This is a genomic window from Streptococcus varani (genome assembly GCF_001375655.1).
In the GTDB taxonomy this organism is placed as follows: Bacteria; Bacillota; Bacilli; order Lactobacillales; family Streptococcaceae; genus Streptococcus; species Streptococcus varani.
Map to the genome: position 1 here is coordinate 150,941 of NZ_CTEN01000003.1, position 17,029 is coordinate 167,969.

The 17,029-nt window shown below is 36.7% G+C and carries 16 protein-coding genes and 1 other annotated feature; of the genes, 2 read left to right on the forward strand and 14 right to left on the reverse strand.

Annotation, left to right across the window (positions count from 1 at the left end; all coding sequences use genetic code 11):
* Positions 1–49 precede the first annotated feature (49 nt).
* The 3 genes from aroC to BN1356_RS06815 are packed head-to-tail and all read right to left on the reverse strand — an operon-like array spanning position 50 to position 3,052.
* Positions 50–1,216, reverse strand: coding sequence for a chorismate synthase (aroC, locus tag BN1356_RS06805; RefSeq protein WP_093650655.1), 1,167 nt, complete (start codon positions 1,214–1,216; stop codon positions 50–52).
* Between the two features lie 4 nt (positions 1,217–1,220).
* On the reverse strand, positions 1,221–1,892 hold the full coding sequence (gene aroD / locus BN1356_RS06810; protein WP_093650656.1) for a type I 3-dehydroquinate dehydratase: 672 nt from the start codon (positions 1,890–1,892) through the stop codon (positions 1,221–1,223).
* Positions 1,889–3,052 carry a class I SAM-dependent rRNA methyltransferase gene (locus BN1356_RS06815; RefSeq protein ID WP_093650657.1) on the reverse strand — a complete coding sequence of 388 codons (1,164 nt, stop codon included), beginning with the start codon at positions 3,050–3,052 and terminating at the stop codon, positions 1,889–1,891. Before BN1356_RS06815 ends, aroD begins: the two co-directional genes overlap by 4 nt.
* 121 nt (positions 3,053–3,173) lie before the next feature.
* Between BN1356_RS06815 and BN1356_RS06820 the strand changes: the two genes are divergently transcribed.
* Positions 3,174–5,363 carry an LTA synthase family protein gene (locus BN1356_RS06820; protein ID WP_281175833.1) on the forward strand — a complete coding sequence of 730 codons (2,190 nt, stop codon included), beginning with the start codon at positions 3,174–3,176 and terminating at the stop codon, positions 5,361–5,363.
* Positions 5,364–5,710: 347 nt separating this feature from the next.
* Here BN1356_RS06820 and rplT read toward each other — a convergent pair whose 3' ends face one another.
* The 5 genes from rplT to BN1356_RS06845 all read right to left on the reverse strand — a co-directional run bounded on the left by rplT (position 5,711) and on the right by BN1356_RS06845 (position 8,206).
* Positions 5,711–6,070 (reverse strand): 50S ribosomal protein L20, encoded by a 360-nt coding sequence (gene rplT, locus BN1356_RS06825; RefSeq protein WP_093650659.1) that lies wholly within the window; start codon positions 6,068–6,070, stop codon positions 5,711–5,713.
* 50 nt (positions 6,071–6,120) lie between these two features.
* Entirely contained in the window at positions 6,121–6,321 is a 201-nt protein-coding gene (gene rpmI, locus BN1356_RS06830) for a 50S ribosomal protein L35 (RefSeq protein WP_093650660.1), read from the reverse strand.
* Positions 6,322–6,348: 27 nt separating this feature from the next.
* Positions 6,349–6,879 (reverse strand): translation initiation factor IF-3, encoded by a 531-nt coding sequence (gene infC / locus BN1356_RS06835; RefSeq protein ID WP_218054297.1) that lies wholly within the window; start codon positions 6,877–6,879, stop codon positions 6,349–6,351.
* 16 nt (positions 6,880–6,895) lie between these two features.
* Positions 6,896–7,020 (reverse strand) — a sequence feature (ribosomal protein L20 leader region).
* A gap of 26 nt (positions 7,021–7,046) precedes the next feature.
* Positions 7,047–7,724: a (d)CMP kinase gene (gene cmk, locus BN1356_RS06840; protein WP_093650662.1), complete on the reverse strand. Its 678-nt coding sequence runs from the start codon at positions 7,722–7,724 to the stop codon at positions 7,047–7,049.
* Between the two features lie 11 nt (positions 7,725–7,735).
* The gene (locus tag BN1356_RS06845) at positions 7,736–8,206 is read right to left on the reverse strand and encodes an SAG1386/EF1546 family surface-associated protein (protein ID WP_093650663.1); all 471 of its coding nucleotides are present in this window, start codon (positions 8,204–8,206) and stop codon (positions 7,736–7,738) included.
* Positions 8,207–8,256: 50 nt separating this feature from the next.
* Between BN1356_RS06845 and BN1356_RS06850 the strand changes: the two genes are divergently transcribed.
* Positions 8,257–8,451: a ferredoxin gene (locus BN1356_RS06850; protein ID WP_093650664.1), complete on the forward strand. Its 195-nt coding sequence runs from the start codon at positions 8,257–8,259 to the stop codon at positions 8,449–8,451.
* Here the strand turns inward: BN1356_RS06850 and BN1356_RS06855 are convergent.
* From BN1356_RS06855 to BN1356_RS06880, 6 genes are all read right to left on the reverse strand, one after another.
* Entirely contained in the window at positions 8,440–8,928 is a 489-nt protein-coding gene (locus BN1356_RS06855; protein WP_093650665.1) for an EbsA family protein, read from the reverse strand. The two genes, BN1356_RS06850 and BN1356_RS06855, sit on opposite strands and share 12 nt — an antisense overlap.
* A 565-nt stretch (positions 8,929–9,493) precedes the next feature.
* Positions 9,494–10,459: an LTA synthase family protein gene (locus BN1356_RS06860; protein WP_093650666.1), complete on the reverse strand. Its 966-nt coding sequence runs from the start codon at positions 10,457–10,459 to the stop codon at positions 9,494–9,496.
* A 27-nt stretch (positions 10,460–10,486) separates the two neighbouring features.
* Positions 10,487–12,136, reverse strand: coding sequence for an LTA synthase family protein (locus tag BN1356_RS06865; RefSeq protein WP_093650667.1), 1,650 nt, complete (start codon positions 12,134–12,136; stop codon positions 10,487–10,489).
* A gap of 20 nt (positions 12,137–12,156) precedes the next feature.
* Positions 12,157–13,710, reverse strand: a complete 1,554-nt coding sequence (locus BN1356_RS06870) for a glycosyltransferase family protein (RefSeq protein ID WP_093650668.1) — start codon at positions 13,708–13,710, stop codon at positions 12,157–12,159.
* A 100-nt stretch (positions 13,711–13,810) separates the two neighbouring features.
* Positions 13,811–15,583, reverse strand: coding sequence for a rhamnan synthesis F family protein (locus BN1356_RS06875; protein WP_093650669.1), 1,773 nt, complete (start codon positions 15,581–15,583; stop codon positions 13,811–13,813).
* The gene (locus BN1356_RS06880) at positions 15,580–17,016 is read right to left on the reverse strand and encodes a glycosyltransferase (protein WP_093650670.1); all 1,437 of its coding nucleotides are present in this window, start codon (positions 17,014–17,016) and stop codon (positions 15,580–15,582) included. The genes BN1356_RS06875 and BN1356_RS06880 overlap by 4 nt, the downstream gene beginning before the upstream one ends.
* Positions 17,017–17,029: the final 13 nt, after the last annotated feature.

The window sequence follows — 17,029 nt, forward strand, 5'->3', positions numbered from 1 at the left end:
CTTTTCTTCTTTTCAGTAAAAGGCTAAGTTGTGTCACTTAGCCCGAATATTAGAAATGTTTGACATAGTGACGATGTGACGCTACTGCTTCTTTCAACTCTTGCAAGTTATCAGAAGAGAATTTTTCCAAAATTTCATTGGCTATTACTGTCGCAACGACTGATTCCATCACAACACCTGCTGCTGGAAGAGCAGTTGGATCAGAGCGTTCGACCGTTGCTTTATAGGGTTGGTGGGTTTCAATATCAACTGACATGAGCGGTTTGTAAAGAGTTGGAATAGGTTTCATGACTCCACGAATAATGAGAGCTTGTCCATTGGTCATCCCTCCTTCAAAGCCGCCAAGATGGTTGCTACGACGGGTATAACCTTCTTCCTCATTCCAAAGGATTTCATCCATGACCTCAGAACCCTTACGATAACCAGCCTGAAAACCTGCCCCAAATTCCACTCCCTTGAAAGCATTGATGGAAACAACTGCTTGTGCTATCTTTCCATCCAATTTTTTATCCCATTGGACAAAAGAACCTAGACCAACTGGAACACCACCCACTACTGTTTCAATGACACCACCAATGGTATCTCCTTCACGCTTGATTTGATCAATATAATCTTTAATTTCTTGTTCACGTTCTTGATTAACCACAGAAATTTCAGATTTTTGGGCTAAGTCTTTGATTTCAGAAACACTCAAACCTTCTGGGACATCAATCTCTTTACCACCAAAGACAACCACATGGTTAGCAATTTCAATATCTAATTCTGTTAAAATGCGCTTGGCAATCGCCCCAACCGCTACCCGCATAGTAGTTTCTCGAGCAGATGATCGCTCTAAGGAATTGCGCAAGTCATCAAATCGGTATTTCATTCCACCAACCAAATCAGCATGACCAGGACGCGGATGAGTAATTCTGCGCTTGCTCTTGAGACGATCCTCAATATCTTCAACTGACATGATATCCAACCATTTCTGGTGGTCCTTATTGATAACATGGAGCGTAATAGGTGCTCCGGTTGTTTTTCCGTGACGAACCCCAGCAGTAATTTCGACCTGATCAGATTCAATTTTCATACGACCACCACGGCCATAACCACCTTGTCGACGTTTCAAATCCAGATTGATATCCTCAGCTCTTAAAGGGAGACCCGCCGGAATACCCTCAATAATAGCTGTTAAGCGTGGACCATGTGATTCTCCTGCTGTTAAATAGCGCATCTTCTTACTCCAATACTTCTAAAATCTTCTTAACGCTTGCCACAGAAACCTGACCAGGTGCACTAGCCTCATCCAGACACGCAAAGGTCCAGCAAGAGCCTGTAATTCCGCCCGCTAGGCGAGACAAAATTCCCAATTTCCCCATAGACATCGTCGCGTAAGCTTGTCCCATATTCAAGGTTTTAAAGCCACGCGTAAAGTTCATGACATCTAACACATCTTGTTCAGTTTTTGGCATGACAGACATTTTGACAACTGCAGGACTTAGACTGGTCAATTCAGACATAATTTCCAAGAAATTCTCTGGTGTCTCATTAAAATTATGGTAACTGAGTACGAGATTTGGAAATTCCAGCATTTGTTCGAAAACCTCCTTGTGAGAATAGTATTCGAAATCAATAAAATCTGGCTGATAAAGGACTGCAACTTCCTTGATGAGATCCACATATTCTTGGTCCGTCAGTTCGATATGACCACCCTCACGACTAGTTCGAATGGTGAAAATCAATTCTCTACCAACAAATTTTTCAAAAACGGCAGGTGCCACTTTTAATATTTCTTCTTTGGGCAAGAAATCAGCACGCCATTCAATGATATCCGCATCGGCCAATCGCTCAGGATCAATTGCTTCCACATCTGCAAGATTTTTTGGCATTACTGGAACTACAATTTTCATTTTTGCACCTGTATCGTAAAAACCTTAAGGTAATTACTACTTTCATCGTTTTTATTATAGGTAAAATCGCTTGGTAAGCGATAGCTTGCAAGGTAATCATACTTGACTCCTGACAAAGCTTTTTCAATTTCTTTTTTAAAACGGTTGGGACTTAAATTGGCAGCATTGGTGGATGCAATCATCAGACCATCTGGAGAGAGTATCTCTAGGGCTTGTGCCACTAACTTGTGGTAATCCTTTGCCACTGAAAAAGTTTCTTTCTTATTGCGGGCAAAACTTGGTGGATCTAAAATAATAACATCAAAAGATAAGTTGTGACGTTTGGCGTACTTAAAGTATGAGAAGACATCCATAACTATTAACTTATGATGCGCCATATCTAAACCATTGGCAATGAAATGAGCCTCTGATAATTCTCTGGAGCGTTTGGCCAAATCAACTGAAATTGTCTGACTAGCCCCTCCCATAGCAGCAGCAACTGAAAAAGCAGCTGTATACGAGAACATATTGAGCAGGGTTTTACCTGCAGCCAAGCCGTCAACCAAACTTCCTCGGACATCATGTTGGTCTAAGAAAATACCAGTCATCAAGCCATCATTCAAGAAGACTTGATAGGTTACTCCATTTTCTAGAATGGTGAAATACTCTGGAGCTTCTTGGCCGTAAAGATGAGCTGATTCCCATTCCAATCCCTTAAAACGAACTTTTTCATAAGCCCCTAAAACTTCAGGATAGATACTACGGAAGGCTTGGACAATCCTATCCTTTATTGAATAGACATACTCATTATACCAAGAAAAAACTGCAAAATTATTGTATACATCAACGCTAATGCCACCAAAGCCATCTCCATCTTGATTAAAAACGCGAAAAGCAGTGGTTGTAGGAGACTCATAAAAAGTTTGACGCTTGACTTTAGCCTTAGCAAATAGATCTTCAAAAGAGAACTTTTCTAATGTTTGTTCTTGATCACTAATAACCCAGCCTACCCCCTTATTCTGCTTAGAAAGATAGGCGGTTCCAAGAGCTTGTCCTTTTTCAGAAACTAATTTTACCAAACAATTGGTCACAGAAAGATTTTGGTAATCTATGCCATCTAAAACACAAATTCCTTGTTTTATTTTCTTTTCCGCAAAACGATTTACAGTGATTTTATTCATAATTCTCATTATATCAAATTTTCAGCAAGTTCTCAAAAAAAACCCTTTATCTGAAGCTTAAATTAAAAATATGGTATAATAAACTCAGATTTTATTTAGAAACATGTACGAGGAATCTATCTTGAAAAAAACAAAATTCAACCTAAAAGAGTTTCTACGAACTCGTCTAGGCTATATTCTGACACTAGTCTTTATTTACTGGCTGAAGACTTTATGGGCATATTTTATTGATTTCAACTTGGACACCAAAGGCTTCTATCAAAACTTTATCGCTCTGATTAACCCCATTCCTGTAGCCCTCCTTTTAATTGGAATAGCCCTCTATATAAAAAATTCAAAAGCATTTTATATTGTATCCAGCTTTTTGTACCTTCTTCTCTTTGTCTGGCTCTTTTCAAATTCTATCTATTATAGAGAGTTTACAGATTATATTTCCATATCTACTATTATGGCTAGTTCTAGTGTCTCTGCTGGATTGGGAGAAGCTGCCGTAAAACTATTTCGTATTACTGACCTGGTTTATTTTATCGATTTCTTTCTATTGATTTATCTATCTATTCGCAAGAAAATCCATTTTGATTCTAAAGCTTTTAATAAGCGAGCAGGTTTTGCAGTAACCGCACTATCAATCATGCTCTTCTCAGCCAATCTCTTCCTAGCTGAAATTGACCGACCTGAGTTGCTCTCCCGTGGTTTCTCAAACACTTATATCGTACGAGCTCTTGGTCTTCCAGCCTTTCTTGGTTACAACGCGAACCAAACCTATTCTGCTCACAGAGATCGATCTGAAGCCTCTGCCAAAGACTTAGAACCTGTACAGGCCTATATTGACCAAAACTATGCCGCTCCAAATAACCAATTTTACGGAAAAGCAAAAGGTCGCAATGTGATTTATGTTCACCTGGAGAGCCTGCAACAATTTATTATTGATTACAAGTTGAAAGTCGATGGGAAAGAATATGAAGTAACTCCTTTCCTTAACTCCCTTTACCACTCAAAATCCAGTCTTTCCTTTTCAAATTTTTTCCATCAAGTAAAAGCTGGTAAGACATCCGATGCAGAAACTATGCTGGAAAATTCACTCTTTGGACTTAATCAAGGATCTTTTATGGTTCAGTATGGTTCCAGTAATACCCAGCAAGCAGCCCCACATATCTTGGCAGAAAATGGCGACTATACATCCGCTGTCTTCCACGGAAATTCAGGTAGTTTTTGGAACCGAAACAACACCTATAAACAGTGGGGATATGACTACTTCTTTGATCAAAGTTATTTTTCTACGCCAACTGCAGAAAATTCCTTCCAATATGGTTTAAATGATAAGATTATGTTGGCTGATTCTATCCAGTATCTGGAAAGGATGCAACAACCTTTCTACACGAAATTATTGCTTGTTTCCCATCATTATCCATATACAACTAGTCTTTCTGGTGATGAAGTCGGCTTTCCTTTAGCGAATACTAATGACCAGACGATCAATGGTTATTTTGCTACAGCCAACTATCTAGATGCTTCTATCAAAGCTTTCTTTGACTATCTTAAAGCAACAGGAGTTTACGATAACTCAATCTTCATTCTCTATGGAGATCACTACGGTATTTCCAACTCCCGAAATCCAAACTTAGCTCCATTGCTTGGAAAATCCTCGGAAACGTGGACAGACTATGATAATGCCATGCTACAACGGGTTCCTTATATCATCTATATACCTGGTATGACAGATGGTGGTATCATTGATACTTTCGGTGGTCAGATTGATGCCTTGCCAACATTAGAACATCTGCTAGGAATAGATTCTAGACAATACCTTCAAGTTGGGCAAGATATCCTTTCTCCTGATCACAATCAAATTGTAGCGACTCGAACAAATGGTGCCTTCATCACACCAAAATATACTCGTTATGCAGGAAAGCTATACTACACAGCGACCGGGGAAGAAATTACCAATCCTGATGAATCTACACAAGCTGAAGTTGAAAAGATTATGAATGCTGCTTCAGCTCAATTAGCTGCTAGTGATGCCATACAAACAGGTGATCTTATCCGCTTCAAGAAGAATGATTTACCACCACTAGATAGTAGCAAAATCTCCTATCTTCATTCCATGAATGCATTAACAAGCATCGAAGAGGAATTGGGAGATAAATCCACAAGTATTTATAGCAAAAATGGTAAAAAATCTACTGTCGATCTTTTTCATGCTCCAAGTTACTTAGAACTTCACGGCAATAAGTCGGAGGGAGCAACTAACCCTTCTTCTGATTCAACCACTACCACTAGTACAACTACAACTGAGAAACAGACAGACTAAAATCGCAAAGAAGGGGTTTCTTTAAACTGAAATAGAGCCTTGGGAATAAAATCCCGAGGCTCTATTTCTATAATCTTTTGAATTAACTTTTCTACCATTTGTCACTATCAGCTTGCCGTACTCCAGTTGAGAGAAACTTAGTTTCTTCTATTTCCAACCTCAATTCCTAATCCTAAAGCTAATTCATTTGACTTTATCTTAGAAATCTGACACTCCAATCATCAACTCTTTGAGTAATACTCTTTGAAAATCAATGACAAGCTTCAACATTAGAAAAAAAGATTGAAGAATTTTTCTAACTTAGAAGAATTCTTCAATCTAAAAGGACCTTATAGTCTGTCTTTTGCTTATTTAGCCAATTTTGCTTTAGCTGCTTCAGCAAGTGCAGTAAATGCTGCTGCATCGTTTACTGCCAAGTCAGCAAGCATTTTACGGTTTACTTCGATTTCAGCCAATTTCAAACCGTTCATCAATTTAGAGTATGACAAACCATTCATGCGAGCAGCCGCATTGATACGAGTAATCCACAATTTGCGGAAGTCGCGTTTCTTTTGACGACGATCGCGGTATGCATAGTAGTATGAGTTCATTACTTGTTCTTTCGCAGTGCGGAACAAGAGGTGTTTTGAACCATAGTAACCTTTAGCTAATTTTAAAATACGTTTACGGCGTTTGCGTGAAACAACGCCACCTTTAACACGTGCCATTTATATTTCCTCCGAATATGTCTAATTAAATCTGTTGTAAATGCTGCTGATTAGCGCATTTGAGTAAGCATAGCTTTGATACGTTTGAAGTCACCGGCACTGACCATACCTGCTTTACGAAGGTGACGACGTTGTTTCTTAGTTTTACCGTGGAAACGGTGTGAAGTAAAAGCACGGAAGCGTTTCAAGCCACCAGAACCTGTACGTTTAAAACGTTTAGCTGATGCACGGTGTGTTTTTTGTTTTGGCATGTTTATTCTCCTTTAGCTCTCAAAAGCTTATTTTTTTTCTGAATTTGGGGAAAGTTGCATGAACATTTGACGTCCATCCATCTTGGCACGTTGCTCGATAATAGCAACATCTTGTGTTGCTTCAGCGAACTCAGCCAAGACCTTAGCTCCAACTTCTTTGTGCGTAATCATCCGACCCTTAAATCGAATAGATACTTTGACCTTGTTTCCTTTTTCAAGAAACTTACGGGCATTGCGAAGTTTTGTCTCAAAATCCCCTTTATCAATAACTGGGCTAAGACGAACTTCTTTGACAGTCACAACACTTTGTTTTTTGCGTTGTTCCTTTTGTTTTTTCTGGTACTCAAATTTGAACTTACCGTAGTCCATAATTTTCGCAACCGGTGGTTTAGCTTGCGGTTGAATCAATACTAAGTCAACATTGGCACTATCTGCTAGTGCTTGTGCTTCCGTAAGCGGTTTGATTCCTAACTGTTCACCATCGAGACCGATTAGACGAACTTCCCGCACACGAATTTCATCATTGATGAACAAATCTTGCTTTGCTATAATCTTCACCTCATTTTTTTTATTTCGAGAAAAACAAATGCGAACCTGATAATTCAGGCCCGCACACATAATCTCCCCAAAGGAAATTTAACATGTAGGGCCAGACAACCGAAGTCGCAAGGCGAGAAGTTCTCACTTCTGCTTTTCTCATTGTTACTAGTATAACAGTAGAATTCCTACTTGTCAAGAATTTCATTTGCTTTTTCTGAAATAAATGACACAACCTCTTCTATTGTAACACCGGTTGTGTCAAAAACGATTGCATCATCTGCTGCCTTGAGGGGAGAAACCTCACGGTTGCTATCTTTAAAATCGCGAGCCGCAATTTCTTCCTTGAGGGTCTCCAAGTCAGTTGGAATCCCCTTCTCTTGGTTTTCCTTGTAGCGACGCATAGCTCTTTCTTCTACAGAAGCTATCAAGAAAATTTTTAATTCTGCCTGAGGAAGAACAACCGTTCCGATGTCGCGACCATCCATGACAATACCACCAGATGCGGCAATGCGTTGTTGTTGAGCTACCAATTCTTGACGGATTTCTGGTAAAGCTGAAACCCAGGAAACATTATTGGTCACATCATTTTGGCGGATAGCCAAGGTCACATCCTTATCACCCAAAAAGACTTCTTGACTACCATCAACGGCCTTAGCAAAAGAGATAGGATGAGCTGCTAATTCTGCTAAGAGCATAGAGATATGCTCCTTGGTCAATTCACTTTTTAGGGCCAGATAGGTGGCACAACGGTACATAGCACCGGTATCTAAATAGGTATACCCTAGGTTTTTAGCAATAATTTTCGCAACTGTTGATTTCCCGCTTGAGGCCGGGCCATCAATAGCAATTTGAATAGCTTTCATAAATCCTCTTCTTATTTAATACGAACAACATCGCCTGGATTTGCCCACCAAGTTCCGCCAGGACCTGTCATTTTTTCGGGATTTAGTCGTTCTAATTCCGAAATAGAAATTCCTGCACGTGCAGCGATTGAAGCCATCCCTTCACCTGCTTCTACCGTTAAAGTAGCCCCTGGTTCAGTTTGTGGAGACTGTGGTTTCTCTTCAGTCGTTGCTGGTAAAGCTTCCGTTGTAGTTTGAACTTCTGTTGTTGATGTTTGGCTACTTTCGCTGGTATTTGAATTATAGAATTCCTTGCTAGAGTCCGTATTACTACCACCACTTGATAGATAAATAGCAGTAATCGTTATAGCTGCTATAATGATTAGGAAAACTACTGCTAGGATGGTAAACACTTTTGAAGCAGCTCCGTTCTTTCCTGCTCTACTTTTTCTACTCTTCTCATCCGACTTATAAATTTCATCATTCCATGGTTCTTGTGACATATAACTAGTTTCTCCTTGTTTTTTTATTAAATCTTGTTTAAAATGGCAATATGAAGATTCAATTAATTCCTGAAAAATGCATTGCCTGTGGTCTCTGTCAGACCTACTCTGATATTTTTGATTATGATGATGACGGAATCGTCATTTTTTCTGAAAAATCCGACCTAGAAGGCCAGTTCCCAGATGATCCTGCTATTTTATTGGCAGCTAAATCATGTCCAACGAAAGCTATCTTAGCGGACTGATTTTGAACTTTCCGCATAATATTCCTCAAAGTAATCTTGCTCAATCATATGATCGGTCAATTCAATTTCACCTTGAAAATGGCTATTACGGACCAAATCGTTGATAAAAAATTTCTTTGGCCATTTCCGCATATAGAAAATTTTACCATTGGGGAATGCTGTGGCAAAAACCTTGATAAAAAGACGGGTTACTTCAATTTTTGTGATGCTTTTTATCTGGATTTTACGACTAGCAAATGGTGTAGCTAAAGCAATATAGAGCTGGTTCTCTTCAATTCTAAAAAAACGATGAAAGCCAATTCCTATCGCAAAAATAAAGAGAAAGAACATGACAAAAATAGCCGTCGAGATTTGAGCTCTTTCGTATAAAAGTGCTAATCCAATAAACATGGGAGTCAGCGATAACGACCAATAAATGATGGCCCAAGATAGTTCTGGCTGCCAGTGATATCTTATCTTTCCAAATATTTTGATCATGATTGCCTCCTACTTCTATTCTATCATAAAAGCTATAAAATGGATATTGAAATATTATACTCTTTTTATAGGTGTATTATGGTTAGAAGTTCTAACAAAACACTAGCTAGATAAGATTGGCAATGACTGTAATAAAAGCATAAAAGACTTAGAATACGTTATCAAAACCTGTGATTCTAAGTCTTTTTTCATTAAACAATTTATAGCTATTACCCTTGATAAAGAATTACTCGCCTAAAAATAGAAAAGAAACTAACTAAATAGCTAAATGTAAAGATGCTTCTTAGTCGACATTGGCTGAAAAAAGAAGTACTAGAGACTATCAAATCCGCAGGAACTTTTGCTAAAAATTCCAATACGATTTCGTTGAAACTATCATCAATAAAAATAGAGTCAAAGTTTCGCTTATCTATTCATTCCATTTCTATCCATTGCTTGCTTTTGAGAAGAACAATATAACTTCTCCTCTATAGCGAAAAGATACTACATTGAAGGTCTATTTAAAGATTGCTTTCCTCGACCAAACTCTCAAAATAAACACCTTCCTCTAGAAAAAAGTTTTTATTTAGGGTAGAAAATACTCAGAGAGTGTCTTATCATCAATAGCATTATTGTATTCGATTTTTTGGTAATCACTCAGTAAATCTGTCAAATGTTCTGGTTCTGTGATGTATTTATCGTCTTGCCAATAGCCCCATGTTGTAACAACAGGGACACGATTTCTCGTTTCATTCAAGAATTGGTAGTAAGGAGAAATCGGTAACGGATGTTGCGATTGAGAGGCCACTTCCAACATGTAAGGCACAATATAATTGGCACTCATAACTCTATTGTCCAATTTTGGAAGTTCGAAATTGCTCCAGATGAGAAATGGTGTTTTATATTTAGCGCTTGGATCGTTTGGATCCATGTAGGAGTCATAAAAAGATTCTGAAAGAGATGGTTGATGATCACCATACATAAGGACAATAGTCGGTTCCTTATAAGATTTCAGAAAGGTAACCAATTCTTCAAACGCCTCATCCGTCTTCTTTACGGAAGTAAAATATTCATTCTCTGCAGCAAATCGATTGCCTTCTTGACTAACGATTTCTACATCCGTTGGATAATTGACATCTATATAGCCACCATGTCCCTGCATGGTCACAACAAAGTTAAAGAGTGGTTTTCCTTCTTCCTTGCTCTCATAGAGATTTTTTATTCCTTGGAAAAGAGATTTATCCGACACAAAGTTACGCTCATAGGAGAGATCAAATAAATTCAGAATGGTTGGATCAGAATCTGTAAAATAAGATGTATCAAAACCAAAAAAATCATAGACATTTTTTCTATTGTAGTTGTTTGCGGGCTGAGGGTGCATCGCAATACTAGAATAACCAAGATTTGATAAATAGTTGACTAAACTGTTTCGCTCCGAACGAATCAATTGCTGATAGGGAAATACACTTGAAGACAAGAGAGCCAAGGAATTACTGGTTAGGATCTCATATTCTGTATTGGCAGTTCCGCCTCCAAATGAAGATACCACCATTTCACCCTTGATGGCATTCTCATTTAGTTAATGTTGGAATCTCAATGGATCATTTGTCAACTGTAAACCAGGTAAATTGGAGAAGTCCGTTTGTGATTCATTCTGAATAACAATAATATTTGGAAGTTGACCTTGTGCGTTAACTTTCTGTACAGGATAAACATTGAGAAGTTGTTCAACCTTTTCGTAACTATATCCTTGTGGCTTAGCAATTTTTGAGTCTTCATAATAACTAACAAAGGAAAGTGGAAAACCATTTTTGGAATAGGTCGAATCCATTCGCCAATAACTTAGTTTGATGTCCGCAGTCTCATAGATACTTTTACTGATAAATGGCAAAGCAAAGACCGTAACCAAGAGCCCTAGGATGCTAACCACAATGCGTTTCCACCAAGCAATCTTCTTTGGTTTCATCGGGAGGAAGGTAGCTAAACTAAGGAATACACAACCTAAAATAACCGACTGAAAAATTCTCTGAGTAAAGACTGGAGCAACTTTACTAGCAACATTGAGACCATCTTGAATCTGGAATAAATTGTAATACATCAATGGTGCATCCCGGACATCAATCATGACTTTATTTAAAATCCCCAAAACAAGACCTACAGCAATAATTAAGACAATGCTAAAGCGCAATGATGTTGAAATCCAAAAAATCAATAAAAATAGGATATACATCAAAAGGAGATTATAGAAATGTGCTGATTGATCTACATTTCCAATTCTTGAATAGGAATTTTGAAGTAGAAAATAAGAAAAGAGAGGACTAAGAATCGCTACAAGGTAAATTATGTAATAAATAATTTTCTTATGGAAAAACTTGAAGAACAGTCTTACTTTATCTTTGAATGCAAACAAGCGACTTCCACTTTCCCAAGCATTACTTCTCCATAAATCGTTTTCAATGTTTTTAACAGTATAGCGTAAACTAATGACCGATATTTGAGTGAAGAAAATAGCTAGAATAACTGGTACAAATATTTTATACTGGGGATAATAACTTAAGCTGAAGATGTTAACGTAGTCTTCAGATAAATATTGGGATGTCAGGTATAGAATTAAGGCAGATCCAAAACTGGTTAAACACAGTTTAAGAAAATCCATTTTAGTAAATTCTTTATAAATGTTTAGGTAGCTAAAAAGGACAATTGCTAAGGCAAAAGTGAAGACTACAAGGTACCAGAGTGCGTTTCCTATGGAAATTCCATAATATCTTGGTGCACCAAGTGTCACATATTGCCTTTCAGCTTCATTTGAGTAAGCATCTGTTTTTGAAACCAGTCTATCCCCTATATAGACATCAAAAAATCCACGATTGACATTTTTTGAATAATAAAAGGATAGAGTCTTTATCGGTTCATTAATTTTGATTTCTAGGATTTCTCCATTTGTTCCACCAGTACTATAAAAAGGTTCAACAATATCTAAATCAGAGTAATTCCACTCGTTCTTAACGACGTCTTCTTCTTTGATACTGATACCATTTATTGTAATATCATAAATTTGTTGAGCGTAACCAAGCGATTCTTCTGCATTTTCAGCCTGTGCTTGAATTCTTAGTATTCCATCATTATCTCCAATTTTCAATTCTTCCTTGATGGAGAAGGTAAAGACGAAAAATAGACCTAATAAAAGACTAAAAATAAGGTGATTAGAATATTTTTTAAAATGTTCCAATGTGTCCAACTTTCTTGAGCTTATAACTCAGCTTTTTTTGAGAGATTAAACTTCTTTACTTGATAAAAGTAAGAAATCATTTGCTCCCATCCCAAACTGGATAAGAGGATGATGGGAGGTAAAAATTGAATGAGATAGCGTGTGCGACCTCCCTCAAAAATCATCAAGAAGAGGAAGCCGCCAAAGAGTGTAATTTGAAGCCAAAGAGCAATATGATAGGGGCTTGATTTAAATAAGAAGGAATAGATCAAAACACCTATAACGGTGACAATCCAAATCATTTGAAAAAAGATAGCTTGAATTTTAAAATTTTGACCGGTAGCATAGATGATAGTCCTAATTTTTCGAGCAAAAGCAGCATTCATAATCCCTTGAATCCAAGGCATCTGTAGAGTAGATTCCTCAGACAAGACTTGTTCTTGATACCAGCCAAACATTCCTTCGCCTGTAATCCAATAATATTTATAGTATAAATGACCAATAAAGCTCTCGGTTGTATAGTCATCTAAACGTCTCTTAATGTCTTTTTTTACCAAATCATTAAGATTATCATTTGTTGCAGCAACGATCTCTTGTGGAATTTCGTGATGGTAATTACCTCCGTAAGTTAATCCCAGATCCACATAGTAGAGTAAATTTCGACTGTAATTATCTTTGTAGAGCACGAAGTCTTGTTTTTCAAGCAAGAGATTTAGACTTTTATTGCTGACATAAAACATAGAAAAGGCAATAAGAGTCACTGTCGCAATTTTCTTGAGAGAGAATTGTGTCTTTCTTTTAACAGAAATCAGTACAACAAAAAGAGCGAGGACATAGATAACTGTTGGCGGTCGTAAATTATAACAGACACTGATGACTAAACCTAAGCCAAGACTCGTAAGGTAAAAAATCTTTTGATTTTCCCAATTTTTGACTAGATAAGACAAGACTACACAAAGTAAAACTACGAAAAATAGAGTAATCGGATCCGTATAAGTATAAATGAACTGGGGTTGTAAAGCAAAAAGCAAAATATAGAGGATAAAATAACTATTAGCAACATATTCCTGAAAATATTCTTTTACAAGCTGATAAGAGAACATTAGAGAAGCATTAACAAAGAAGATATTCAGGAGGGAAAGATTGAAAACTAAATTCTCGGGAGAAATTCTAAAAATAACTTTTAAATAAATTAAAAATAAAAAGTTATTTGGATAATTTGAAATATAAATGCTTTCTTTTGCAAAATTGGGGTCTGTCGCCAGCTGATAAAGAATAGTGGTATCCGCTCTAGCCAAACCTCCACTGGTAAATAAGATGAAAATTTGAAAAAATGTCAGTAAAGCTAAGACCCAAGCTTTATGGTCAACCATGAGCTCATATATTTTTTTTAATGTAGAAAAAACATACTGTTTAAAGGTAAAAGTCAAAAAGACCATGATAGTAACTATCACCATCATTCCAGCAGTAATTGGGGTCATAGTTACTAGGTCAATCGAGACAAACTCAAAAGCATACCTAAAAGCAAAATAAAGCCAAAAGACTGTCATCGTAAAAAAGATAGTATTCCCAAAATTTAACAATCTTTTCATCATTTCATTTATTTCTCCTGTAAATTTGTTTAGTAGCTTGTCTCTTACAACTACTCCATACTGTATCTTTTCTATCTACAGTAAATGATGTAGTTGTTAGACATCACATGTGTTTTTTACCGATTAATTTAAGATAAATTCTCTTTAAAATATATTTGGATGAATTGACAACTGAGGTGCGCATAAACTTGAGAGCGCCTTTTAGGCCACCATGTTGATTAAAATCAACATAAGCATAGGGACTGAATTGATTTTCATATCTCCTATTAATCAATTTATTATCAATAAAAGGGGTGAGATGATTTGGATTTTCGACAATTCTGAAATCGTATCCATTAGCCCAGTTAACATAAACTGGCATTCTCTCAAAGGCATGTAAAATAGTGTTTTGAGGCAGCGGTTCTTTAGGCACTTCTTCTTTTGATAGCCCAAGGTCAAATAAGGGTTTGAGTGCATCATATTTGAACCACATATAGGTTCCGTAACTCATAACAAAGACATGGGACTCAGAAAATGGCTTATTTTTTTTAATACCCATTCGACTCCACAAATCTTCCATCCAAGGCAACATACCCATCTCAACCCAAGGATCCATTTTAACAAACCGGAAGTAACTCGGGATATCCGCAATAACTAGTCCTAAATCATCTTTTTGAGATAAATTAGCAACAATTTCATTGGCAGGTTTCACAAGCATATCCATTAACTCAGTACGCCAAGATTGTCCGGCCCAATAGTCCGCTTCTTTTGATTTTTTAGTATGGAAATGACCAACATAGTCATACTTTTCTAGTTGATCCTTTAGTTCCAACATAGGCAAAACGTCTCGACCAATATTTCCCGTAACTTTTACAAATGCTGTGTTAGCATGAGTTGCTAAAATTTGCTTTATTTCAACTGCTTTTTCATCTGTGTTGGTCGTAATAAACAAATCATAGTTGAAACGATAACTTTTAAAGATGGTCAAAAAATCTTCCAGTAAATCCACATAGAAAGTATGCAAATGAATAGCAATTTTCTTATCCTGAACTAGATTTAAATCCAACTCTGCTTCTTTAAAGTATTTTCTACTTAGTAGATAATTTTCAGTTGGTCCATGAACAGCTGACATATGATTTACAATCAAATCAACTGGATAGTCAGAGACTCTTTCTATCTCGCCAAAAAGAAAGGGAGCGATGATTTGATTGCCCATGAAAGCTTTGACTTTAAGAAATGGTACTCTCTTGTTTAAAATAGCTGTTGGATTGTAGAAAGAGAAATCCGGATGAGGCATGCCACCCAAACTCTCATTAATCGTATCAAAAACGACTTTATATTTGAAACCAGCATCTGTTAGTTTGATAGTAACTGGTGCCTCGTAGGTGTAAATGACAGACTGAACATCCTCAATGGTCTGAATATTAGACCAAAATTCTTGAAAAACTTCTGATTGTACGACATTTCTTGAAAAAGAGATAAAGTAACTTTGAATGTGCTCCCCAAAAAGGTGTGTTTTGCGATTATTGGTCATACCCCAAAAATCAACGTCAGGATCTGATTCAAACTTGTCATACTCTTGCTGCAAATCCCACAGTGGTCCAAAGCAAGTATCGTTCATTAAGGTCACGGAATCATAATTTTTAAGTTCTTCAAAACCAATAAAATCCATACCGTCTCGCCAAGCAGCGAAGTCAAAACCAGTATTTTCTCTTTGGATAAAGTGATGAATCAGACCTCTATCTTGTAAATCTTGAACTGCTATTTGCGATAATTGGCTATTTGATATAAAAACTACCTTAGAAAAAAGAGGATTGATTTTTTCTAATTGATAGTAAACATGTGGACTGATGCGATCATGTTTATTAAAGTGGACATATAATAATAGGCGTCTCATTTTTTTCTCCTAAGAAAATTGATGATTTTTGTCGGTATAGTCCATCGACGAGAATGTATAACCGAGTTGTATAAATTGGTCGTTTCTTCAATTTCTTTTTGTAGTTTCAGAATTAAATCTTGTGAAATAATTTTTTCATGTTGCAAGTCTTTGATTTTAAATTTAGCATCCAAAAACTCTTGAGCGAGTACTTTCCCGATATAGGTATCCGAGTGGATATTATCTAGTTCAAGCAAATGATAGTGAAATTGTAGACTCTTACCAACCGTTTGACTTGAAACATCATAAATCAACTGAGGATCGGGATTTGGAAATACAAGAGTTTCTCCTAAAACTATTCCATTTGTGAATGTTGGTAAAATTTCTGTCTTGGAATCTGTTGAAACTAACCGAGCGTGCTGGAAGAAATTAGGGATTTCCGACAAGTCAATACGAATTCTGGAACAGTCTTCAGGTAGCTCCAAATCGATAGAATCAGCTTTTTCCAATGGAAACTGTAAAATATCTTCCTCAATAAAGCCTTTGCCTGCTCGATCGAGATAGATGGTTATCAATTCAATACCAACTTGACCTAAATTGGGATTTTTTAGACTGGCTTCCAGCTCAATAATTCTCTTGTTTAAAAAGTATATTCTTTCTTCTTGTTTCGCATCCTGTCTCACAAGAATTTCTGCAATTTTAGCCATATCCTCTTCCGGATACTTTTCTAAATACTCTAATTGAGTCTTTAACAGCCCATTGATTCGATAGATCATTTTGCTTTCTGAATCAGGTCTAGAGTCTGAATTAGAAGTCATACGATAAGCTACACATGGATCATCAACAAAAGCTAATCTTGTTTTCTTGAAAAATTCAAGTTGCATTGGGAAGCCGTCATCAACTGAATCCGGATCAATGACCTCATTGACATCTTGCATTAATTTTGTATCAACAAGCCAAGAAGAGGTCAACGTCATCCCTTTCGTTGCAATCATTTTTTCATAACTATTAGCATAAGCAATAGGCCCATTTCGAAAAACATCCTCAGCTAAAACATTATCTTTTTCATCTACTATATTAAAACTAGTATTACACCAAAGCAAGGCTTCATCTGATTCCAACATATCGTATTGCTTTTGTAATTTCAATTCGTCTATCCAATAATCATCTGCATCACACCTTGCGATGTATTTCCCTCTTGCTTCTTTACAAATTGAAATCCATGTTCTCGTTAATCCTTTATTTTTTTCGTTGAAAAACAGACGAATCAAATCTGGATATTTCTCTTTATATGCTTGTAATAATTCTCTAGAATGATCTTTTGAACAGTCATCCACAACTATAATTTCAAATGGAAAATTTGTTTTCTGATTAATGATGCTGTCTAATGCATGACCAATATATCTTTCATAGTTAAAACTTGTACATATGACTGAAATTTCAATTTTTTCCATACTTACCTCATTA